Below are 22,937 nucleotides of genomic sequence, written 5' to 3' on the forward strand. Positions count from 1 at the left end.
ATGCGCTCAACCGCAGAAAAACTTTTTGGCACCGACCAGCCTGTGGACAAGGGCAGCGCATTCGCCCTTGGCCGCTGGACCTTCACGCTGGTTAACGGCGATCTCAAGGCGCTGCGTTTTGACGGCGTGGAGGTGATTCGTTCGGCGGCGTTTGTGATCCGCGATGCGAACTGGGGAACCTGCGAAGCAGAAATAGTCAGCAGTGAAGCGATCGCCAGCCAGGATCTGATCCTGATTAAAATCAGCAAAGCCTGCCGGGTCGACGACGGCAATAATCTGACCATTGACAGCACCTTCACCCTGACGGCGGAGGGCCGACTGACGCTCTCCGCCCGGTTTGTCGCTGAGACAGACTTTCAGACGGCGCGAACTGGGTTCACGGTACTTTATCCGCTGGATGGCGTGGTGGGATCGCCAGTGGAGGTCACCAGCGCCAGCGGAGAGCTGCGGCAGGGCAATTTTCCGACGCTGATCGAGCCCTGGCAGCCTTTTAAGGCGATCGCCTCGCTGAGCTACCGGCACCGCAGGGGCATTAGCGTCCGGACTGATTATCAGGGAGACATCTTTGAAATGGAGGACCAGCGCGCCTGGTCCGATGGCTCCTACAAGGTCTATTCGCGCCCGCTGGAGAAGCCCTGGCCTTATAACATCGCGGGTGGGGAGAGCGTTGAGCAGCAGCTGACGTTTACCGCCAGTGGCGAAGAGCCGCGCCCGCAACCTGCGCCAGCGGTGAAACCGGCGGGGACAGTCCCGCTGACTGGCTGCCTGGTCACCAGCGAAATCCTCAAGGATCGGCAAAGTGCGGAGAAGCTGAGGGCGCTGGCGCCGGGTTATCTGCTCTATCGCTGCCATCCTTCTCAGCACGATTTAAAGGACCTCCCGGCGCTGGCCGGGCTTTTGCGCCAGCTGGCTTCGCTTGACGTGAAGCTGCCTCTGCATATCGAGTATGTGCTGCCTGTCGATCCTGAACAGGACTTCAGGCAGCCGATGCGGGCATTCTGGCAGCGGCTGCTGGAGTACGGTATTCACCCCTTGTCAGTGGCGCTCTCGCCTGAACCAGACTTAGGATCGACGCCGCCGGGCAGCCAGTGGCCCTGGTGTCCACCGCTGGACGAGATTTACCTGGCAGCGAGGGAAATTTTTACCGGCGTGGCGCTCGGGGGAGGAATGCTGAGTTATTTCACCGAGCTGAACCGCAAGAGGCCGCCGGTTGAACTGGTGGATTTTATCACCCATGCAACCTGCCCGATTGTGCACGATGCCGCCGATCTGGCGGTCGTGCAGACGCTGGAATCCCTGCCTTATATCACCCAAACCACGCGTTCGTTTATCGGTAAAGCTAAACCCTATCGCCTTGGTCCGGGGATGATCAGTATGCAAAGCAACCCTTATGGCGACCATGTTTATCCCAATCCGGATAACGTCCGGTTGACCATGACCAGCGCCGATCCGCGCCAGCGCGGCATCTTTTTTGCCGGCTGGCTGGTGGGCTATCTGGCACAGTTGCAGGGTGCTGATATTGGTCACTGGTGCCCGGCGGCACTCTCGGGCAGTCTCGGCCTGAGCGCCGCAGGCGGGCAAGCCGCTGAGGCGGTCTGGCCTGCCTGGCATGTGGTGAACTTTTTAGCCAGCGTGGCGGGCTACCAGTATCAGGCCAGCTGGGGAGACGCGGGCGAGGTCCGCCTCCGGCTGTGGCAGGATGCCCACGAGTACTGGCTGCTGGCAAACCTGACCGACAGCGTGGTAGCCATCATCCCGCCGGAACAGCCTTGCCGCACGCTGTTTTCTCTGTCGGCAGAGCAAGATCAGAAGAGGGTGACCGCACCCGCTCAGCTTCAGGCCTGGCAGGTGCTGTGTCTTGCTACGCGGGCAGCCAGCGGACACGAACTCAGGGCTCGATAAAGGTGGTTTTTACCCGCTGAGAGCGCTTGAAATAGGGGACTAATACAGCCGCTGCCAGCAGGGCGATCAGCAGCGTTCTGATGGCGGCAGCATCGCTGACCGGCGAAAAGGCGAAAGTCTTAATCGCCAGCAGCACCGTCACCAACAGCCAGATAATATAGTGGCGAGGCAGCCGACGGGAGCGCTTACAAAATATCCAGGTCACCCAAATGCTGTAGACCCAGACCAACAGGGAGGTGAGCAGAGAGATGCCCCACTGCATCGCAAAAGAGTGGGTGTTAGTGAACAGGGCGCTGCGTAATTCCGGCGTCATTAGCGCGCTTAAATACATTGCAACCACCACCGCACTGGTCAGCATGGTCATAATTAACCAGGCCAGCGGCACCAGCAGCAGTCCGGCAATGCGCGGTGTTGAATCAGTAGCCACTCTTGATCCTTATACAACGGTTACAGGCCGTTTGTTGTCCAAACGAGTCTCGCCCGACAGGGACCAAGGAGTATACGGAAGGCCAGGTGAATATTGAACGGAAAATTTACACCACGTAGCGCCACACTGATTTAGGTACGCAGCCTAAATCAAACAGACGGCCACCGGAAGCCAGTTCAGCACGGCGATGATCGGCGGCGCGGTACATATTAACAATCTCTTTGGTATCGGTAAGAGAATAATTCAGATGATCGAACAGCTTTTCCAGCGTCTCCAGTGAGCTTACTTTACGAAATTTCAACAGATAATCTTGAACTGTCATGATGGCCGTCAGGGGTGAGAAGTAAGAGACTCAAGTATAAGGCTGGCGGGGAAACTGTCCAGAGGGAAAAAGGTGAAAACCCTGTATTTTCAGAATACTGAGTAAGAATTTTAAGTATTTTTAACGCCATTTATTTCCTTAATTCCCTCTGCTTAAACGCTGGCGCTGGCTAGATGTGGCATATGTCACAAAACGACTAATTTCCTGCGCCGCTGAAAACTCGCCCTTGATGACAGAAGCTGACGTGCTGTTGTAATCGCTTCCATTGTTGCGCGTGTTAAGCGCTTATGTTTATTACAGTTATTTAACATGACCGTCAGCATGTCCGTGCGTTTCATCCATATCTGGTAATCGTAACGCCGATCTCGCTAATCGCGTAAGCTCTTTTAATTATTGTATTTTGTGAGCTTTGTCGAAAATGTTTTCCCCGGGATAGTCCAGGATTTAGTGGCGTTTGACCCTACATAACGAAATCCCTTCAGAGGAAAAATGATCATGTGGAAGCGTTTACTTTTGACCACCCTCATCAGCGCTAGCTTATCGGGCGCCGCGCTGGCTGAATCTATGACGGTGGGTTTCTCGCAGGTTGGCTCTGAATCAGGCTGGCGTGCGGCGGAAACCAGCGTGGCGAAAAGTGAGGCCCAGAAGCGGGGCATCACGCTAAAAATTGCTGATGGTCAGCAGAAACAGGAGAACCAGATCAAAGCCGTGCGCTCGTTTATCGCCCAGGGCGTCGATGCGATCTTTATCGCTCCGGTGGTGCAGACGGGCTGGGAACCGGTGCTGGAAGAAGCTAAAGATGCAAAAATCCCGGTGTTCCTGCTGGACCGCGCCATTCTGGTGAAGGACAAGTCGCTGTATATGGCGGTGGTCACGGCGGATAACGTTTACGAAGGCAAGCTGATCGGCGACTGGCTGGTGAAAGAGCAGGCCGGTAAACCTTGTAACGTGGTTGAGCTACAGGGCACCGTCGGCGCCAGCGTAGCCATCGATCGTAAAAAAGGCTTTGCCGAAGCGATTGCCAGCGCGCCTGGCATTAAGATCATTCGCTCCCAGTCCGGCGATTTTACCCGCAGCAAGGGTAAAGAGGTGATGGAAAGCTTTATTAAGGCGGAAAATAACGGCAAAAATATCTGCATGGTTTATGCCCACAATGATGATATGGCTATCGGCGCTATCCAGGCCATTAAGGAAGCCGGTCTGAAACCAGGCAAAGATATTTTGACCGGCTCCATCGACGGCGTGCCGGATATTTATAAAGCGATGCTGGCTGGTGACGCTAATGCCAACGTCGAGCTGACGCCAAATATGGCTGGCCCGGCGTTCGATGCGCTGGCTAAATTCAAGAAAGACGGCACCCTGCCGCCAAAAATCATCAAAACTGAATCGAAGCTGTATCTGCCTGCCGATGCGCAGTCTCAGTTAGACAAGAAAAAAGGTATGGGTTACTAACCTCCGCGCCGCCTGGTTCTCAGGCGGCTTTTTTCATGGTTGAGGCGAAGCCGTATGATCTCCCAGAACACATCTCCGCCGCCGCTGCTGAGCATTAGCGGCGTCAGTAAGGCCTTCCCCGGCGTTAAAGCGCTGGACAATGTCTCTTTCGATATCCGTCCTGGCGAAATCATGGCGCTGCTGGGGGAAAATGGCGCGGGTAAATCGACCATCATCAAGGTGCTGACCGGCGTGTATAAGCGTGATGCCGGCAGCATTGCCCTGGAAGGGGTCGCCATTAATCCACAAAGCACCGCTGAAGCGCAGGCTATCGGCATCGGCACCGTTTATCAGGAAGTGAATCTGCTGCCGAATATGTCGGTGGCGGACAATCTGTTTATTGGCCGCGAACCGCGCCGCTTTGGCCTGATTGACCGTAAAACCCTGGTGCGCAAAGCCCAGGCGTTGCTAAACAGCTACGGTTTTGAGCTGGACGTAACCCGGCCGCTGGGGCAGTACTCGGTGGCGATGCAGCAAATTATTGCTATCTGCCGCGCGGTGGATCTCTCGGCAAAGGTACTGATCCTCGACGAACCGACCGCCAGCCTGGACGCCAGCGAAGTCGAGATGCTGTTCACGCTGATGAATCAGCTCAAGGCTAAAGGTATGAGCCTGATCTTCGTCACTCACTTTCTGGATCAGGTGTATAAGGTCAGCGATCGCATTACGGTACTGCGCAACGGTCAGTTCGTTGCCACGCGTGAAACGCGCGAGCTGCCGCAGATTGAGCTGATTAAGCTGATGCTGGGGCGTGAGCTGTTGGAAACCGCCCTGAAGCGGGCTGGAAGCACCCTGAAAAGTAATCAGCCGGTAGTGGAGTTCCGCGATTATGGCAAGAAGGGCACCATCGAGCCTTTTAGCCTGAGCGTGCGTCCGGGCGAGGCCGTTGGCCTGGCCGGGCTGCTGGGATCGGGCAGGACAGAAACGGCGGAGCTGCTGTTTGGCATTAAGCGCGCCGACAGCGGCACGGCATTTATCAAGGGTAAGCAGCGAACAATCCGCACGCCGGCTCAGGCATCGCGCCTGGGCATGGGTTTTTGCCCGGAAGATCGTAAAACCGACGGCATCGTGGGTGCGGCCTCGGTGCGCGAAAACATCATTCTGGCCCTACAGGCGCAGCGCGGCTGGCTGCGACCAATTAAACGCCGCGAGCAGCAGCAAATCGCCGAGCGTTTTATCAAGGCGATGGGCATTCGCACGCCGGATGCCGGGCAGCCGGTTGAGCTGCTCTCCGGGGGCAATCAGCAAAAAGTGCTGCTGTCCCGCTGGCTGGTGACCCGGCCGCAGTTTTTGATCCTTGATGAGCCAACCCGCGGTATCGACGTCGGCGCGCACGCTGAAATTATCCGGCTGATTGAATCGCTGTGTGCCGACGGTCTGGCGCTGCTGGTGATCTCCTCGGAGCTGGAAGAACTGGTGGGGTATGCGGATCGGGTGCTGATCCTGAGGGATCGCCAGCAGGTGGCGGAAATCCCTCTGGAACAACTCTCGGTGGCCGCCATTGTTAATGCTATAGCGGCAGGAGGGGCGCAACATGCTTGAGTCACCTCTGGTGCCGGGGAAAACGCGCATGTTTACACGCAAACTACCAGCGGGAATGCCGCAAATCGCGGCGCTGGTGCTGGTGCTGATTGTTGACAGCCTGGTCGCCAGTAACTTTTTCGCCATTCACCTGCAGGATGGGCGCCTGTTCGGCAGCCCAATCGATATTTTAAACCGCGCGGCACCGGTAGCTCTGTTGTCAATCGGTATGACACTGGTGATCGCCACCGGCGGTATCGATCTGTCGGTAGGGGCGGTGATGGCGATCGCGGGTGCGACGGCGGCCACGCTGACCGTGTCCGGGCACAGCCTGGCGGTTATTATTCTGGCTACGCTGGGAACTGGCCTGTTATGCGGCCTGTGGAACGGTATCCTGGTGGCGCTGCTGAAGATCCAGCCCTTTGTCGCCACGCTGATCCTGATGGTGGCGGGACGAGGCATTGCGCAACTGATTACCCAGGGACAAATCGTCACCTTCGACAGCGACTCGCTGGCGCGGCTGGGCAGCGGAACGCTGTGGCTGTTTCCGGTGCCCGTCTGGATCACGCTGGCGGTGGCGCTGCTGGTCTGGCTGCTGACCCGCAAAACGGCACTGGGAATGTTTATTGAGGCCGTCGGCATCAACCTGCGGGCCGCCCGAAATGCCGGGGTCAACGGCTGGCTGATCGTGATGACCACCTATGCGGTCAGCGGGCTTTGCGCCGCGGTGGCCGGGCTGATCGTCGCGGCCGATATTCGCGGCGCCGACGCCAACAACGCCGGGCTGTGGCTGGAGCTGGACGCCATCCTTGCCGTGGTAATCGGCGGCGCGTCGCTGATGGGCGGCCGCTTTAACCTGCTGCTTTCGCTGGTGGGCGCGCTGATTATTCAGGCGATGAACACTGGCATTCTGCTGTCGGGCTTCCCGCCGGAGCTGAATCAGGTGGTGAAGGCTGTGGTGGTGATGGCGGTGCTGTTGATGCAGTCTCCGCGGTTTATTCAACTTTTCAAGCGAGGAGGCCAGGGTGGTTAAACGTCATCTTCCCCTAATGATAACCCTGCTGGTGTTTGTCGCCGGGTATCTGTTCTGCCTCAGCCAGTTTCCTGGCTTTGCCTCAACGCGGGTGATCGCCAATATCCTTACCGATAACGCTTTCCTCGGCATCATTGCCGTCGGGATGACGTTTGTGATCCTCTCAGGAGGGATCGATCTCTCCGTCGGCGCGGTTATCGCCTTTACCGGCGTATTCCTCGCCAGAGCCATCGGTGATTATCACCTCGATCCGTGGCTGGCGTTTGCGCTGGTGATGGTGATGGGGTCGGCGTTTGGCGCGCTGATGGGCTGGCTTATCGATGCGCTGAAGATCCCGGCGTTTATCATCACCCTGGCCGGGATGTTCTTCCTGCGCGGCAGTAGCTTTCTGGTCTCTGAAAGTTCGCTGCCGATCGATCATCCGCTCTACACCACGCTCTCCAGCCTGGCATGGAAAATTCCGGGAGGAGGGCGGCTGAGCCTGCTCGCGGTTATCATGCTGCTGGTGGTGGTTTTCGGCATTGTGCTGGCGCACCGCAGCCGCTTCGGCAACCAGGTTTACGCCATCGGCGGCAACGTCACCTCAGCCCAGTTGATGGGCATCTCAACCCGCAGCACCACCATTCGCATTTACATGCTCTCTTCCGCGCTGGCGACGCTGGCCGGGATTGTCTTCTCCATCTACACTTCGTCAGGCTACGCGCTGGCTGGCATGGGCGTAGAGCTGGATGCGATTGCGTCGGTAGTGATTGGCGGGACGCTGCTGTCCGGCGGCGTCGGCACGGTGCTCGGTACGCTGTTCGGCGTACTGATTCAGGGGTTAATTCAGACCTGGATCAATTTCGACGGCACGCTCAGCTCCTGGTGGACCAAAATTGCCATCGGCATTCTGCTGTTTGCCTTTATCGCGCTGCAGCGTTTGCTGACCGTGATGTGGGATCGCCAGCAGAATGCGCCGGTGAAACGGCTGTCGGGCTGGTAACTCGTCATTGCTGAGTCAATAATGTTCGCTGAACGCGCACAACGCGCTGGTGGCTCAGGAGACCTGGGATTTGCCCGGAAGTGCCAATAGTTAAGCTTAACGGTTAATTCAGGTAAATCCCGCTTGTCCTTACCCCGCTGATAGTCTTAAATCAACGGGGTAAGTGACAAGAGGAATACAAATGAGCGACAAAATTCGTGTAGGGCTGGTCGGTTACGGCTTCGCCAGCAAGACCTTCCATGCGCCTCTGATCGCCGGAACTGCCGGGATGGAACTGGCGGCGGTCTCCAGCAGCGATGCCAGCAAAGTGCGCGCTGACTGGCCATCTACTCAGGTAGTTACCGATCCACAAACCTTATTTGACGATCCCTCGCTACAGCTGATCGTTATTCCTACCCCTAACGACACCCACTTTCCGCTGGCAAAAGCCGCGCTGAATGCCGGGAAACATGTGGTCGTGGACAAGCCGTTTACCGTCACGCTGTCGCAGGCTCACGAGCTGGACGCGCTGGCAAAAGCGAAGGGGCTGCTGCTTTCTGTGTTCCATAACCGCCGCTGGGACAGCGACTTCCTGACGCTGAAGACTCTGCTGGCCGAAGGCACGCTGGGCGAAGTACGCTATTTTGAGTCGCATTTTGACCGCTTCCGTCTGGAAGTTCGCAACCGCTGGCGCGAGCAGAAGGGCGCGGGCAGCGGTATCTGGTACGATCTGGGGCCGCATCTGATTGACCAGGCGCTACAGCTGTTTGGTTCGCCGGTGGCAATCAACGTCGATATGGCTGAGCTGCGCCCCGGCGCGCAAACCACCGACTATTTCCACGCCGTGCTGACCTATCCTCAGCGCCGGATTGTGCTGCATGGCAGTATGCTGGTGGCGGCTGAATCGGCTCGCTATCAGGTTCACGGCACGCGCGGCAGCTATGTTAAATACGGTCTGGACCCGCAGGAAGACAGTCTGAAAGCGGGGGCGCGTCCGCCGCAGGAGGACTGGGGCTATGATATGCGCGACGGAGTGGTGACGCTGACGAAGGACGATCTGCTGGTTGAAGAGACGCTGCTGACCATCCCTGGTAACTATCCGGCCTACTATGCGGGTATCCGCGATGCGATCAACGGCGACGGCAGCAATCCGGTCACCGCTGAACAAGCGATTCAGGTGATGGAGCTGATTGAGCTTGGCCTGCAGTCGGCCGAGAAGCGTCAGACGATGTCGCTGAAATAGTCCGGACTGTCAGCGTAAAAAGCCCCGCTCAGCGTTAAAACTGAGCGGGGCTTTTTCTTGCGCTAAATTTAGCGCCAGGTTGCCGGGCCGGGTAGAAAACAGAAGCCCGTTGAGGAGGGGAACCAGCGACCAGGCTGCGTCAGGCTATCACGCCGCCACGCGGGCGCGTACCGCCGCCTTTTCCGCCTCGCTAAGAAACGCAATCTTCAGCCCGTTTTCCTGCGCCGTGCGGATCTGGGCCTTGCTCAGCCCCGCCTGCGGCGCCGCGACCTCATACTCATACGCCAGCTCAATGCCCTGTACGGCGGGATCGTCAGTGTTGATGGTGGCCAGAATGCCGTGGTCAAGGAAGGCTGCCAGCGGGTGATGCGCCAGCGAGGAGACGGTGCTGGTCTGAATATTGGAGGTCAGGCACGATTCTACGCCGATCTGATGGGTGGCGAGAAAATCCATCAGCGCCGGGTCTTCTACCGCCTTCACGCCGTGGCCGATACGCTCGGCGCCCAGCTCGCGAATCGCCTGCCAGATGCTGTCCGGGCCAGCGGCTTCGCCCGCGTGCACGGTGATGCGCAAGCCAGCATCGCGCGCCCGCGTGAAGTGGCTCAGGAACTGGCTGCCGGGGAAGCCAAGTTCGTCTCCGGCCAGATCGAGCGCGGTAATACCGTCGCGATGGGCCAGCAGGCCTTCCAGCTCGCGCAGACAGGCTTCCTCGCCAAAGGTGCGGCTCATAATGCCAATCAGCCGCACGTCAATATTGTGCTGCTGGCACCCGGCGCGAATGCCGTCGATGACCGCTTCGACCACGCCAGCCACCGGCAGGCCGTGGCTCATCGCCATATAGCCCGGCGAGAAGCGCAGTTCGGCGTAGTGTATCCCGGCGCGGGCGGCGTCTTCGACGTTTTCCATCGCTACGCGGCGGCAGGCGTCCAGCGAGCCAAGAACCTTAACGCCCCAGTCCAGCTTGTTCAGAAAGCTGATCAGGTCGGGCTCGGTTTGGGTTACCTGGACGTGCGGACGCAGGCTTTCCAGCGTGGTGGCGGGCAGGGTAAGGTTAAATTCCTGGCCTAAATCCAGAATGGTCTGTGCACGAATATTGCCGTCAAGGTGGCGATGAATATCGGTGAGGGGAAGCTGGGTATCGATCATGTCGGCGCACTCATGTTGTTTTAATAAGTGCATAACAGTATAAAAACAATTTGCGCAACACTGCCAGCGAATTGCGCAATCGTCTCTTTAAGTGCTGATTATTTGTGCTTGCGGCGGCTAGCGGGCAGCGGACTTACGCAGCGCCCCGATCGCCGCAATCAGGCGGTCGAGGCCGTCATCCACTTTACTGCGCGGACAGCCTACGTTCAGCCGCAGAAAGCCTTTACCCTGCGCGCCATAGGTCGAGCCGGGCATGATCGCCACCTTCTGCCGCTCAATCAGCTCCTGCTGCAGCGCGACATCGTCCAGCCCCAGCGGCGTGAGGTCGATCCACGCCAGATAGGTAGCCTGCGGCGGCTGCCAGTCAAGCTGAGGAAAGGCCTGGTTAAGTCGCGCGGCGACGTGCTCAAGATTTGCTTTAAGATAGGCGCGCAGCGCGTCGAGCCAGCTTTCCCCTTCGCGATAAGCCGCGATATGCGCTGCCACCGCCAGCACGGCGGGCGAAGACAGGCCATCGGCGTTTTTCAGCGCATGGAACCACGCCTGGCGATCCTGCTCATCGCTAATCAGCCCCCATGCACCGGTCAGCGCCGGAATATTAAAGCTCTTCGAGGCTGAGGTGAACAGCGCCCAGGGCGATTTGGCGACGTTGCTCCAGGGAATGTGCTGCGCGTCGCTCATCACCATATCCATATGGATTTCGTCGCTGATGACGCGCACGCCGTGCCGCTGGCAAAGTACCGACATCTGCTCCAGCTCCTTGCGGCACCACACTTTTCCCGTTGGGTTATGCGGACTGCACAGCAGCATCACCTTGCACTCGTCGCGGGCCAGCAGGGACTCCAGTTCGGCCATATTACAGTGCCATCCGGCAGCCTGCTTTTTTAAAGGGAGCGCCAGCACCTTGCGCTGATTGCCCTCAATGGCCTTATAAAAGGCATCGTAGGCTGGCGTGTGGATCAGCACGCCGTCGCCAGGGCTGGACCAGTGTCGGATCATCTGGGCCACCATATAGATCACGGATGGACCGTAAACGATTTGCCGGGCATCGACGCTGGTTTGAAAGCGTTGCTGATACCAGTGGGCGATAGCCGAGAGAAAGTCTTCGTGCTGCCAGCGGCTGTAGCCGAACACGCCGTGGGTCACTCGCTGTTGTAGCGCGGCGATAATGCAGGGCGCGGTGGCAAAATCCATATCGGAAATGGTGAAGGGCAGCAGGTCGTCGCGGCCAAAGCGATCGGCGACAAAATCCCACTGGGTACACCAGCTTCCGTGTCGATCTGTCACCTGGTCAAAATCAAACATAAAACCTCTGGGTCGGGCAGGACAGGCCTGCGAAGAGGGGCGAAAATTCGCCCCTGAGTGTCAAACGGTCTGTTTCCTTTCGCGTTGCCGGAATGGTTTTGCTCGTCCGGCTATCGTTCAGCCTGCTGCGGTGGTCATGATACTGGCCATCTCATCCTTCACCGACTGCACCTGCGGGCCGATCACCACCTGCAGGCTGTGCTGATTGAGGTGCACCACGCCGATGACGCGGTTGGCCTTCAGCGCCGCATCGTCGACAAGGCTCATATCCTTCACCTGGAGGCGCAGGCGGGTCAGGCAGTTATCGAGAGAAGTAATGTTATCCATTCCGCCCAGCGCCGCAAGAATTGCCGGCGTGTTATAGCCAGACTTGCCAACGGTTGCTGAGAAGTGTTTCTCCACGGTAGCGGTATCCACGTCGCGACCCGGCGTTTTGATATTAAAGCGGGTGATAGCGAAGCGGAAAATCAGGTAGTAGCCCGCAAACCAGATTGCCGCCACTAGCGGGACGTAGTACCACCTGGTCGACAGGCCGTGCAGGATGCCAAAGACCACAAAGTCGATCACGTTACCGTCGGTATTGCCGATGGTGACGCCCAGCACCGCCATCACGGTGAAGCCCAGGCCGGTTAACAGCGCGTGGATCACATACAGCACTGGCGCGACAAACAGGAACAGGAATTCAATCGGTTCGGTAGTGCCGCCTACCACGCAGGCGACCACGCCAGAAATCAGCAGCCCCTTAATTTTATGACGGTTTTCCGGGCGGGCGCAGTGATACATCGCCAGCGCCGCGCCGGGCAGGCCACCGAGGAAGGCTGGCATTTTACCCTGCGACAGGAAGCGCGTGGCGCTTTCAGCAAAGCCGCCGGAGGTGGGGCAGGAAAGCTGGGCCTGGAAAATGGTCAGCGCGCCGCTGACGCTGTGTCCACAGACGTCCAGGGTGCCGCCCGCGTCGGTGAAGCGAATGATCGCCACCAGAATATGCTGCAAGCCAAACGGCAGCAGCAGGCGTTCGCCAGTGCCGAATATCATCGGGCCAAACTCGCCCGCGCCATTGATAACCCAGCCAAGGCCGGTAATCGCTGCGGCAAACCACGGCCAGATCAGCGGGATCACCAGGCCAACCAGGCCCATCACCAGGGTGGTAATAATCGGTACGAAGCGGGTGCCGCCAAAAAACGCCAGCGCATCCGGCAGGCGGATGGTGTGAAAACGTTCGTGCAGATAAAAGACGATGATCCCCACGATCACCGCGCCAAGAATACCGGTGTCGATTGACTGGATGCCGATAATATTCTGAATGTTATTGGCTTTCAGCACGGCGGCGTCGGTGGTCGGCAGGATTCCCCTGGCATTGAGCCAGAAGTTCACCGCCAGGTTCATGACCGCAAAGCCGACAAAGCCGGAGAAAGCCGCCACGCCTTTATTTTCCCGCGCCATCCCCAGCGGGATGGCGATAGCAAACATCACCGGCAGGTAGCTGAAGGCGAACGAGCCGACTTTGCTCATCCACATAAAAATGAGTTGCAGCACATGATTGCCCAGCCACGGGATCAGCGTGATCACATCATGGCTGCTTAGCGAGCTGCCAATGCCCAGCATAATGCCGCAGAACGACAGCAGCGCAACGGGCAGCATAAAGGTTTTGCCTAAGCTCTGGAAAAATTCCCAGAGGGTGATTTTTTGTTTTGTGGCCGACATGGGTGGGCTCTCCTGGCATAAAAAAGCTCAGCCGCTGCTGAGATAAAAAAATGATAAAACGTTTTACCTGCCATTAATGCGTTATCAGTCACACTCTTCACGGGGCTTTAGGTTTTATTTTCATAGCGGGCGGTGTAACGTTTTATCTGCTGTTTCGATTCCGAAGTACGAACGCACTGCTGGCTGGGCAAATTATGTCGCTGAAAAAAATCACTATTAATGACGTTGCGCAGGAAGCCGGGGTTTCTGTCACCACGGTTTCCCTGGTGCTTTCCGGCAAGGGGCGGATATCAACCGCCACCTCGGAGCGGGTTAACCAGGCTATCCGCGCGCTCGATTTTGTGCCCAATCGCTCTGCTACCATGCTGCGTGGCGGAGGCAGCGGGGTGATCGGACTGATTGTTCGCGATCTCTGCCAGCCGTTTTATGCTGAGATGACCGCGGGCCTGAGTGAAGGGCTGGAGAAGAACGGCAAAGTGCTGTTTCTGACCCAAAGCGGGGCAAAAGGGCAAAATATCGATCGCTGCTTTGACACGCTGGTGGCTCAGGGCGTGGAAGGCATTGTGCTGGGCGGCGGGGCGGAAAACGCCTCGCATCTGGTGGCGAAAGCGCGCGAGCAGGGGATTGCGCTGATCTGCGCCGCCAGGGCCAGCAGCCTCGAAGAGACTGACTCGATTCGACCGGATAATCTTCACGCGGCGAAAATAGCCACCGAATACCTGATCAAACGCGGGCATCACTGCATTGCCTGGCTGGGAGGATCGGGCTCTTCGCTGACGCGGGCAGAGCGGATCGGCGGTTACTGCTCCACGCTATTACAGTACGGCCTGCCTTTTCGCAGCGAATGGATCATCGAAAGCGGGCGTTATCAGCGGGACGTGGCCGAAGTGACCGAAAAGCTGATTCACTATCATCCGACTATCACCGCTATCCTCTGCCATAACGCTTCGGTTGCGCTGGGCTGCTATTTTGGCTTGCAGCATACCGGCAGAACCATTGGCAAAGGTGGAATGGACAGCTATTACGGCCAGCAGATGGCGCTGGTAGGCTTTGGCGATTCGCCGGAAGCGGAGCTGACCGATCCGCCGCTGACCTTTATCACCAGCTCAGCCCGCGAAATTGGCCGCAGCGCCGCTCAAAGACTGCTGCAAAGGATGGCTGAACCGCTCGGTGCGGTGCAAAACGTGATCCTGCCGCCGGTACTCATCGAGCGCGGCTCGGCATAAAAAAAGGGCGCGATAGTCGCGCCCTGAAAACCGATTAAGCTGCGTTACTGAGGCATTTCCGTTGGGGCGCCGCCACCCAACATGTAGCGCGCCAGGAATTGATCGAGCGGCATTTTTTCGCCGTTCATGGTGACCTGGCCGGTAGCGTATTGCAGGCTGGTGACAATGTTATTGTCCTGCTGAGTGGTCAGCTTAAACATCTGTCCCATTGCCGCCACGCCCTTGACCTGCTGGTCTGCCAGCTTGGTGGCGTCTTCCTGCTTGTAGCCTTCTGCCGTCGCCACCTGAGTCATCATTTCCGTCGCCATTGGCATATTGATGATCAGCTTGCCGTCCAGCGTTTTCAGCACGTTGTCCACGGCCTGGCTGATGTTCTGCGGCTGCGCCGTGCCGGTAGCCGGGTCTTTGAAGTGCACGGAAAGATTGAGGCTGCTCTCGCCCTTATCATTCTTCCAGCTAAACGGCGCGATATTCACCACCGGATCGCCTTTCAGCAGCAGCGGCAGGTTAGCGGAGAAAATCTGGCTGATGCGCTGTTGATAAACTTCCGGGTTATCGCTGATGCCAGGCTCATTCATCAGCGCCTGAACCTGCGTGTTGTAGCTGTCAGAGAAAGCCTTCATGCCGTTAGCGTCAAACTGCGACAGCTTAATAGCCAGCTTGCCCTGGCCAAAGTTCTGATTTTGCAGCTTAAGTGAATCCAGCGCGTAGTCGATATTGCCGGAAATCTGGCTCTTCTCGGAGTTGAACGAGGACTTACCGTTCAGGCCTTCAGCGGTAAATGCCTCCTGGCCGTTCACCATCGCGGTGAGCTTTTGCAGGTTAATGCTCTGATCGCCGATGCGTACCCCTTCCGGGCTGAGATGCGTGCTGGCATCCATCTTGAGGCCGTTGGCGGTAAATACCACCGGCATATCCAGCTGATTTTTGGTGGTCAGCACCAGGCTGTCCAGATTCCCGCTCAGATCGACTTTATCGCCCTTATCATCGGCGCTGACGTTAATCGTGCCGCCGTTTGAGGCAAAACGCTCGCCGGTCTGCGTATTGTTATAATCCAGCGGCAGTAGCTGAATGTCAGATGCGGTTGAGCCGCCGTAGCCTAGCCTCGTCTCAGCCTGAATAATCGACTGGCCTTTGGTCATTTCAAACAGCTTTTTCACTGCGTCGGTATTTTCCAGCTGGGTATGCACCGACGCCATGCTTGGGATCAGGTTGAGTTTTTTCAGCTGGGCGAACGGGAAGGGGCCGTGATCGATTTTTTCATCAAACACGATGCTCTGGCCCGGTTTAATAATTGAGTTGTCTTCCGTCTGCGAGCTGGATTGCAGAACCAGGCGTGCGGAGCTGCTGAAAACCCCCCGCTGGAAATCCTGGTAGCTGAGCTGCAGGCGGCTTTCCGGTGCCATATTATTCAGCTGGGCATTAGCATTCTGCACCAGTCGATCCATGTTCTTTTCCAGCTGTTTTCCGGTAAACCATGCGCTTCCGGTCCAAATCACGCCGAGTGCGACTACCACACCTATCGCTACCTTTGTCTTTTTCATCTGTAAAGTCGTCCTTTTAGTCACTGGCGCCGGCAAATCTGGCCTGTAGCAAATGCCTGGCGAATAAAAAACGCCCTGGGGCGTTTTTGTTTAAAAATTTGATTAATAATAGCAATTGTCGCGGTTTACGTCAGCCGCATTTGCTGTAGATCGTTAAAGACGCGTGCCACTCGTCCGTGACCGGCGAGCGTTATTGGCGATTCCGTGGCCGGCACGAAACAGGATTCACCGGGCTGCAGCGTCAGCTGCTGGCCGTTATGGTTGAGGGTAGCCTGGCCGTCAATGCAGAACAGAATCGCCGCGCTTTGCTGCTGAACCGTGGCGGGCTGGGGGCTGAGCTGGTGCAGCGAAAAGGCAAAATCCTCTACCGGCACCGGGAAATTCAGCGTATCGCCCGCTTTCTCCGGCCTGGTCAGCAGGCTGGCATAAGGGCGGGGCTCAAACTTCAGGTTGGCGATCAGCTCAGGAATGTCGATATATTTTGGCGTCAGCCCGGCGCGCAGCACGTTGTCGGAATTCGCCATCACTTCCAGCGCCACGCCCTGCAAATAGGCGTGAGGTGTTTCGGCAAACAGGAACATCGCTTCGCCGGGCTGTAGCTCAATGACGTTGAGCAGCAGCGGCGAGAACAGCCCGCTGTCATCAGGATAAAATTCAGCGATCAGCTTAATGGTCGTCCACGGCTCTCCCTGCTGACTGCCCACTTGATTTTTCAGCAGATCCAGCGCCAGGCTTTTCTCTTCGCCCTGCATCGACAGCAAAGCGGTAAACAGTTCGGACAATCCGCCCATCGTTGGCGACTGGAGGAAATGCGCAATGGCGGGGTGCGCGCCAGCCACCGGCTGCAACAGCGAGATAATTTCGTGCAGCTCGCGGAAACCGTTGATCGCTTTAAACGGCGTCAGCGCGTACACCAGTTCCGGTTTATGATTGGCATCTTTATAGTTACGATTCGGCGCGTCGAGCGGAATGCCCGCCGCGTTTTCCTTAGCGAAGCCGACTTCGGCCGCCGCCTTGCTTGGGTGAACCTGAATCGAAAGCGGCTGGTCGGCGCAGAGCACCTTAAACAGGAACGGCAGCTCGCCGAAGCGATCGGCGACCGCCTGGCTTAACAGCCCGGCCTTACTGGCTTCAATCACCTCGCGTAGCGACTGCTTTTTCCCTGCGACCTCTACCAGAGAAGGGCTTTTGGGGTGCGCGCCCATCCACAGCTCAGCCATCGGCTGGTTATCAGGGTTTGCAATGCCATACAGGTCCGTCAGGGCGGTACGGCTGCCCCAGGCGTAGTTTTGTAGCGTATTGATTAACTTTTGCATATCAGCTCACACTTATTCCGATAATTACTGCGCGTATTAAAACAGAAAACCACCTGAAAAAGACAATGCGCAGTGCAATAAGGACGATTGAGTCGCATAATGTTAAATTATCTTATGACACACTATCGCCCGCGCAATTTGCCTTACCGGGCACCAGAAGGTTTTAGAAATCATACCATTATGCTAAAGGAGAGAGACATGGCTGCCAACCGCATTGAGAAAGATTCTATGGGTTCCATCGACGTTCCAGCGGATAAACTTTGGGGCGCGCAAACGCAGCGCTCGCTGGAACACTTTCGCATCTCCACCGAAAAAATGCCGGTTGAGCTGGTCTATGCGCTGGCGCTGACCAAGCGCGCGGCGGCGACGGTCAACCGGGATTTAGGCCTGCTGCCGGAAGAGCGCGCGGCGGCCATTGTCAGCGCGGCAGATGAAGTGCTGGCCGATAAGCACAGCGGCGAGTTTCCGCTGGCGATCTGGCAGACCGGGTCCGGTACTCAGACCAATATGAATATGAATGAAGTGCTCGCCAACCGCGCCAGTGAGATTTTAGGCGGCGTTCGCGGCATGGAGCGCGTGGTGCATCCGAATGATGACGTCAATAAGAGCCAAAGCTCGAACGACGTCTTCCCAACCGCCATGCATGTGGCTGCCGTCTTAGCCGTTCAGGAACACCTGATCCCGCAGTTGAAAACCCTGCAAAAAACCCTGGCTGAGAAGTCCGAAGCGTTTAAAGACATCGTTAAAATCGGCCGTACGCACCTGCAGGACGCCACGCCGCTGACGCTGGGGCAGGAAATTTCCGGCTGGGTAGCCATGCTGAGCCACAGCCTGAAGCATATTGAACAGAGCATTCCGCACGTTGCGGAACTGGCTTTAGGCGGCACCGCCGTCGGAACGGGCCTTAATACCCACCCGGAATATGCCGTTCGCGTTGCGCAGGAGCTGGCGACATTAACTAAGCAGCCTTTCGTTACTTCACCCAACAAGTTTGAAGCGTTGGCAACCTGTGATGCGCTGGTTCATGCTCACGGATCGCTAAAGGGGTTGGCGGCGTCATTAATGAAGATTGCCAACGATGTACGCTGGCTCTCCTCCGGGCCGCGCTGTGGGATTGGCGAGCTTGCTATCCCTGAGAATGAGCCGGGCAGCTCCATTATGCCGGGTAAAGTAAACCCAACGCAGTGTGAAGCGATGACCATGCTCTGCTGTCAGGTGATGGGCAACGATGTTGCCGTCAACATTGGCGGCGCCTCCGGTAATTTCGAACTGAATGTTTACCGCCCAATGATTATTCATAATTTCCTGCAATCGGTACGCCTGCTGGCGGATGGCATGGACAGCTTTAATCATCATTGTGCAACGGGCATTGAGCCAAATCACGATCGTATCAGCCAGTTGCTGAATGAGTCGTTAATGCTGGTTACCGCGTTAAATACGCATATTGGCTATGATAAAGCGGCGGAAATTGCTAAAAAAGCGCATAAAGAAGGCTTAACGCTGAAAGGTTCGGCATTGAAACTGGGTTATCTCACCGAAGCTGAATTTGATGCCTGGGTGCGCCCGGAAGATATGGTTGGCAGCATGAAGTCTTAATGAAAAAACGATGAACAGAGCGGAAAATATTCCGCTCTTTTTTTTGCTCCCGCTGCTTAACTAGCAATCGTAATCACTATAAAGGTGCAGCCTGGGGATAACCGGAAACAGCGGCGTAGCCTGTGGCTTAAATTTGTGTATCACATTATCTGCGTTGTAATTGAGTAATTCCCCTATCTTCGGCACGCTGGCGGCATCAGGACAAAGCACCAATAAGGGCGAAGGGCAGGCTAACTGGGTTTGCTTCTGCTGCTGCTTATTCCAGACTCTGGCTATCGGCTGAACCTTAACCGGACGTTTTATCTTCAGCTTTGCCTCCCTGGGCAGGGAATTAATCGCCGCCATTTCTTCCGTCACTTTTTCCGCCCACTGTTCACGCGTCCAGGGCGCCATCGCGCGACCTGAAGCAAGGCTTTTTTCCAGCTTATCCAGCATTTCCTGTCGACTGACGTTTTTTATTATATGCTTATTCGCCCAGCCAAATCGGAGAGAGTCCGGCGCTTCCAGTAGCGTTATTGATCGATAGGCATTAAGCGTAATTAACCCTCTCAGGTGGGTATGGACAAATTCAAAGCGATCTTCGCTGGCGACCCCGGAATCCACGGTAATAATCTGCTCAAGGCGTCGCTTCAGGCTATTAATGGCTTCAATCTGCTGGCGCACCAGCGCTAATTCCTGCGCGCTGGCCTCAAAGCAAATTGCGCCGGGCAGGCGCACGGCGGCTTTAGTACTTAACGTCTCGGACTGATGCTGAATAAACAGACGGCTAAAATGGTGCAGGGCGAGGTGCAGAGCAGGCTGCGCCAGATGTTGCGTCACGCTAATTTCCAGTAGAGGATCGTGTTCCTGACCTTTACGTACGGGAGGAAGTTCAAATACGCGGGCCGTTAACAAACGCAGGGAAGGCAGTCGTTTGGTTAACGCTTTCAGCGCCGCCTCAAGGTCAGCAACGCAGCGATGGAGACTTTCTACCGCATCATATCGGCTCATTGTCGGCTTCTCTTAGTTACAACATACTTTGAATGTATCAAAACGTTTGTCAGTGAAAAGAACGTCAGGCCAGGGGACGAAAAATTAATTCAGGGTTAAAAGTCTGGGAAAGGTAGGTAATGAAGAGAGAAGTTTGCCACGCCGGTTGAAATCGGCGTGGCAAGAAGATTAAATCAGGAAATCTTCCAGTTTTTTACCCTGATCCAGCGCCTGCTTAATTACCGCCGGGGTACGACCCTGGCCGGTCCAGGATTTAGTTTCGCCGTTTTCGTCGGTGTACTGGTATTTTGCCGGACGTGGAGCACGTTTAGCACGAGATTTACCGGTGCTGGTCTCGGTTGAGGTCAGTTCACTTAAATCAATGCCGTCATCCAGCAGCATCTGGCGATATTTAGCCAGCTTCTCTTCTTTTTCTTTCACTTCAGAAGCGATGGCCGCTTCGGCCTCGCGACGTTCGTTCACTACCGCTTCGAGTTTTTCCAGCATCTCTTCAAGCTCAGATAAAGAAACTTCACGAGCCTGAGCACGAAGGGTTCGAATGTTATTTAATACTTTCAGAGTTTCGCTCATAAAGGAATCCGTAGCGTTGAGTGGTTTAAAATTAATCAGTGTATGTAGCGGAGACCAGTGTACAGAGAAAATCCCCGTTAAAAAACACCTAATAGTGAAAATGTTTATTAATTTTCGCAAATTTCATCTTGTTTAACTGATACGTCTCATCTTCAGCACTAATATATTTACATTAGTGAGATGAATCTTAGCCGTTTTTGCCGTGCCGCGTAGGGCATATGTACAATCCAGACGAAGTACAGACAATAATTGCGCTGATCGGGTCATCCTTCTATATTCTATGGCGCACCGCGCACAACCCGTTTAAATATGAGTGAATCAGCTGGAATTTTCGCTGCTTCAACTTAGGTCTGCCAATCTGCCAGCAGGAATATCTTCTCTGCTACAACCTATGGCAGACGGTTTGTGTGGTTTATGAAACAAATCGCAGGGCCTCGCTGAATCTCTGGCTTAGCCATGCGAGCGTGAAGACTCATCGGCATCTTTAGTTACAACATACAAGTTTTTTATCTGTAATCAGACCGCCGCTTTATGTCTTGAAATAATTTAATCATCATCGTCGCGGTAAGAGAGTCCGCCAGGCGGGCAGGGAGCTGATAGAATGCAAAAGTTTTGTTTGGAACACTTTATGGAGTTGTGAATGAAAATACCGCCCATGCGCTGGTTCTGGCTGATTCTGTTTTCTGCGGCGGCCGTTTTGGGCCTGGAGAGCCTGAATCTTCCCGCCGCGCTGCTGCTGGGACCGATGGCGATGGCGATTATTTTCGCCGCGCGTAATAAGCCGCTGGTCATTCATCGTTACCTGTTTTATCTGGCGCAGGGTGTTGTCGGCAGCATGATTGCCCGCGCCATTCCCGCTTCTTTATTTGTCGAGATGGCAAAAAACTGGCCACTCTTTCTCGCCAGCATCTTTTCGGTGATTATCGCCAGCGCTCTGCTCGGCTGGCTTTTGACGCGCTGGCAGGTGTTGCCTGGTTCTACCGCTATTTGGGGATCGTCACCCGGTGCCGCGACCGCCATGACGCTGATGGCGGAAAGTTATGGTGCGGACGTGCGGCTGGTTGCTTTTATGCAATATCTTCGCGTAGTAATTGTGGCCGTGGCCGCCACGCTGGTCGCCCGTATCTGGGCGCCTGACGTGCCCGCTGGCTCAGCCCCTTCTGGCTTCGACATTATTCAACCGGTGGCCTGGGGCCATTTCGGCATCACGCTGCTGCTGATCGTAGGCGGCGTGTTAGTGAGCCGGTTATTTAAAATTCCTGCTGGCCCGCTGCTGCTAACGCTGGCGGGCGGGGCCATTTTGCAGGATTTCAACGTAATAACGATTGAACTGCCGCCAGCGCTGCTGATGGTGGCCTATGCAATTATCGGCTGGAGCATTGGCCTGAGGTTCAATCGAGCGATTTTAACTCACGCGGCGAAAGCGTTGCCGAGGCTGCTGCTGTCTATTTTCAGCCTGGTGGCGATCTGTGGTCTGTTTGCCTGGAGCCTGGTGCATTTCGCGGGGATCGATCCGCTGACGGCTTATCTGGCTACCAGCCCCGGCGGGGCCGATTCCGTGGCGATCATCGCGGCGTCCAGCAATGTCGATATGCCTTTTGTCATGTCGATGCAGACCGGACGTTTTATTGTGGTGCTGCTGACCGGGCCAGCGCTGGCAAAATGGGTAGCCAACTCGATGGCGACGCGTTAATCAGGCGATAAAGACATCTTTTCCTGTAACAAAGGGGCAAGCCACTCAGTAAATAACCGTAGCGGGCGGGAAAGGTGTCGTCGGTGCGGGTACAAAATGCTGACGGGAAGCGGGCGCGGCAAAAACTCAGGCATCACCTCGCGCAGGATGCCCGTTGCCAGCAGTTCGCTCACGTCATATTCCGGGATCTGAATGATACCCATACCCGCCGCGCAGGCCGCAATATAGGCTTCGGCGCTGTTTACGGTCAGCGGACTGTTAACCTCCGTGCTATATATCTCTCCGTCTCGATCCCACTCCCAGCGCTCTCTGCGCCCCGTGGTAGGCGAGGCGTAGCCCACGGCCGCGTGGCTATTCAGCTCTTCAGGTGATTGCGGTACGCCATAAGTGGAAATGTATCCCTCAGAAGCCACGTTGATGGACTTCAGGTAACCTATACGGCGGGCCACCATCCCTGAGTCATGCAGAATGCCGACGCGGACGGCGCAGTCGGTGCCTTCCTCTGCAAGATTAACGCTCCGGTCTGTGACGCCAAGCTCAATCTGAATGGCCGGATGGCGGGCAAAAAAATCTGGCAGGGCAGGAACAATAATGCGCCTGCCGACCCGTCCGGGGACGTCAACCCGGATTTTTCCCGTTACCTCTCCGCTGGTCTGCCTGAAAAGATTCTCCGTTTCCTCCACATCCTGAACCACCACCAGGCAGCGTGCATAAAAAGCACTCCCGTCAGAGGTGAGGGAAACTCGTCGCGTGGTGCGGTGAAAAAGACGGGCGCCCAGCCGGGACTCCAGCTCGCGAATGGCGGCGGAGACGGTGGAGGCCGGGCGGCTCATCGTTTCGGCAGCCCGGATAAAACTGCCATTTTCCGCCACGCGGAGGAATATCCGAAAAAGGTCAACGGTGTCCATAGATCCTGATTATGCGCTAATTCTGTATAGTTCATGCAA

Annotated in this window: 19 protein-coding genes; 9 read left to right on the top strand and 10 right to left on the bottom strand. The window is 56.3% G+C overall.

Annotated elements, in window-relative coordinates:
* Complete coding sequence (locus NG99_RS16445; protein ID WP_157032640.1) at positions 1–1,902, top strand: hypothetical protein; 1,902 nt, start codon at positions 1–3, stop codon at positions 1,900–1,902.
* Here NG99_RS16445 and NG99_RS16450 read toward each other — a convergent pair.
* Both NG99_RS16450 and ydgT read right to left on the bottom strand, forming a co-directional pair.
* Positions 1,889–2,329, bottom strand: coding sequence for a DUF2569 domain-containing protein (locus NG99_RS16450; RefSeq protein WP_034895272.1), 441 nt, complete (start codon positions 2,327–2,329; stop codon positions 1,889–1,891). The genes NG99_RS16445 and NG99_RS16450 overlap by 14 nt on opposite strands.
* 106 nt (positions 2,330–2,435) lie before the next feature.
* Complete coding sequence (gene ydgT / locus NG99_RS16455) at positions 2,436–2,651, bottom strand: transcription modulator YdgT (protein WP_034895274.1); 216 nt, start codon at positions 2,649–2,651, stop codon at positions 2,436–2,438.
* A gap of 495 nt (positions 2,652–3,146) precedes the next feature.
* Here ydgT and ytfQ point away from each other — a divergent pair, with 495 nt between their 5' ends.
* The 5 genes from ytfQ (at position 3,147) to NG99_RS16480 (ending at position 8,900) form a co-directional block, all read left to right on the top strand.
* On the top strand, positions 3,147–4,103 hold the full coding sequence (ytfQ, locus tag NG99_RS16460; protein WP_034895276.1) for a galactofuranose ABC transporter, galactofuranose-binding protein YtfQ: 957 nt from the start codon (positions 3,147–3,149) through the stop codon (positions 4,101–4,103).
* A gap of 54 nt (positions 4,104–4,157) precedes the next feature.
* Entirely contained in the window at positions 4,158–5,684 is a 1,527-nt protein-coding gene (ytfR, locus tag NG99_RS16465) for a galactofuranose ABC transporter, ATP-binding protein YtfR (RefSeq protein ID WP_034895278.1), read from the top strand.
* A complete protein-coding gene (gene ytfT, locus NG99_RS16470) occupies positions 5,677–6,696 on the top strand; it encodes a galactofuranose ABC transporter, ATP-binding protein YtfT (protein WP_034895280.1) in 1,020 nt (339 codons plus the stop codon). Before ytfR ends, ytfT begins: the two co-directional genes overlap by 8 nt.
* The gene (gene yjfF, locus NG99_RS16475; protein ID WP_034895282.1) at positions 6,689–7,678 is read left to right on the top strand and encodes a galactofuranose ABC transporter, permease protein YjfF; all 990 of its coding nucleotides are present in this window, start codon (positions 6,689–6,691) and stop codon (positions 7,676–7,678) included. Before ytfT ends, yjfF begins: the two co-directional genes overlap by 8 nt.
* Positions 7,679–7,859: 181 nt before the next feature.
* Complete coding sequence (locus tag NG99_RS16480) at positions 7,860–8,900, top strand: oxidoreductase (RefSeq protein WP_034895284.1); 1,041 nt, start codon at positions 7,860–7,862, stop codon at positions 8,898–8,900.
* Between the two features lie 147 nt (positions 8,901–9,047).
* Here NG99_RS16480 and add read toward each other — a convergent pair whose 3' ends face one another.
* The 3 genes from add to malX all read right to left on the bottom strand — a co-directional run bounded on the left by add (position 9,048) and on the right by malX (position 13,055).
* Positions 9,048–10,046, bottom strand: coding sequence for an adenosine deaminase (gene add, locus NG99_RS16485; RefSeq protein ID WP_034895286.1), 999 nt, complete (start codon positions 10,044–10,046; stop codon positions 9,048–9,050).
* Between the two features lie 117 nt (positions 10,047–10,163).
* Positions 10,164–11,351, bottom strand: a complete 1,188-nt coding sequence (locus NG99_RS16490; protein ID WP_034895288.1) for a MalY/PatB family protein — start codon at positions 11,349–11,351, stop codon at positions 10,164–10,166.
* A gap of 117 nt (positions 11,352–11,468) precedes the next feature.
* Positions 11,469–13,055, bottom strand: coding sequence for a maltose/glucose-specific PTS transporter subunit IIBC (gene malX, locus NG99_RS16495; protein ID WP_034895290.1), 1,587 nt, complete (start codon positions 13,053–13,055; stop codon positions 11,469–11,471).
* 194 nt (positions 13,056–13,249) lie between these two features.
* Between malX and NG99_RS16500 the strand changes: the two genes are divergently transcribed.
* Positions 13,250–14,281: a Mal regulon transcriptional regulator MalI gene (locus tag NG99_RS16500; RefSeq protein ID WP_034895291.1), complete on the top strand. Its 1,032-nt coding sequence runs from the start codon at positions 13,250–13,252 to the stop codon at positions 14,279–14,281.
* A gap of 44 nt (positions 14,282–14,325) precedes the next feature.
* On the opposite strand, the gene NG99_RS16505 is transcribed toward NG99_RS16500, so the two are convergent.
* Complete coding sequence (locus NG99_RS16505; RefSeq protein ID WP_034895293.1) at positions 14,326–15,825, bottom strand: YdgA family protein; 1,500 nt, start codon at positions 15,823–15,825, stop codon at positions 14,326–14,328.
* Positions 15,826–15,950: 125 nt separating this feature from the next.
* Positions 15,951–17,141, bottom strand: coding sequence for a mannose-6-phosphate isomerase (gene manA / locus NG99_RS16510; RefSeq protein WP_034895295.1), 1,191 nt, complete (start codon positions 17,139–17,141; stop codon positions 15,951–15,953).
* Between the two features lie 198 nt (positions 17,142–17,339).
* On the opposite strand from manA, the gene fumC reads away from it, so the two are divergent.
* Positions 17,340–18,737, top strand: a complete 1,398-nt coding sequence (gene fumC, locus NG99_RS16515) for a class II fumarate hydratase (protein WP_034895296.1) — start codon at positions 17,340–17,342, stop codon at positions 18,735–18,737.
* Between the two features lie 60 nt (positions 18,738–18,797).
* On the opposite strand, the gene tus is transcribed toward fumC, so the two are convergent.
* Positions 18,798–19,727 (bottom strand): DNA replication terminus site-binding protein, encoded by a 930-nt coding sequence (gene tus / locus NG99_RS16520; RefSeq protein WP_034895298.1) that lies wholly within the window; start codon positions 19,725–19,727, stop codon positions 18,798–18,800.
* 168 nt (positions 19,728–19,895) lie between these two features.
* Positions 19,896–20,297 carry an H-NS family histone-like protein gene (locus NG99_RS16525; protein ID WP_034895300.1) on the bottom strand — a complete coding sequence of 134 codons (402 nt, stop codon included), beginning with the start codon at positions 20,295–20,297 and terminating at the stop codon, positions 19,896–19,898.
* Positions 20,298–20,937: 640 nt separating this feature from the next.
* Here NG99_RS16525 and NG99_RS16530 point away from each other — a divergent pair.
* Positions 20,938–21,990, top strand: a complete 1,053-nt coding sequence (locus NG99_RS16530) for an AbrB family transcriptional regulator (protein ID WP_034895302.1) — start codon at positions 20,938–20,940, stop codon at positions 21,988–21,990.
* Here the strand turns inward: NG99_RS16530 and NG99_RS16535 are convergent.
* Complete coding sequence (locus tag NG99_RS16535; RefSeq protein WP_034895304.1) at positions 21,987–22,898, bottom strand: LysR family transcriptional regulator; 912 nt, start codon at positions 22,896–22,898, stop codon at positions 21,987–21,989. The genes NG99_RS16530 and NG99_RS16535 overlap by 4 nt on opposite strands.
* Positions 22,899–22,937 lie beyond the last annotated feature (39 nt).

Origin of the sequence: Erwinia typographi (assembly GCF_000773975.1) — a bacterium.
Taxonomy (GTDB): Bacteria; Pseudomonadota; Gammaproteobacteria; order Enterobacterales; family Enterobacteriaceae; genus Erwinia; species Erwinia typographi.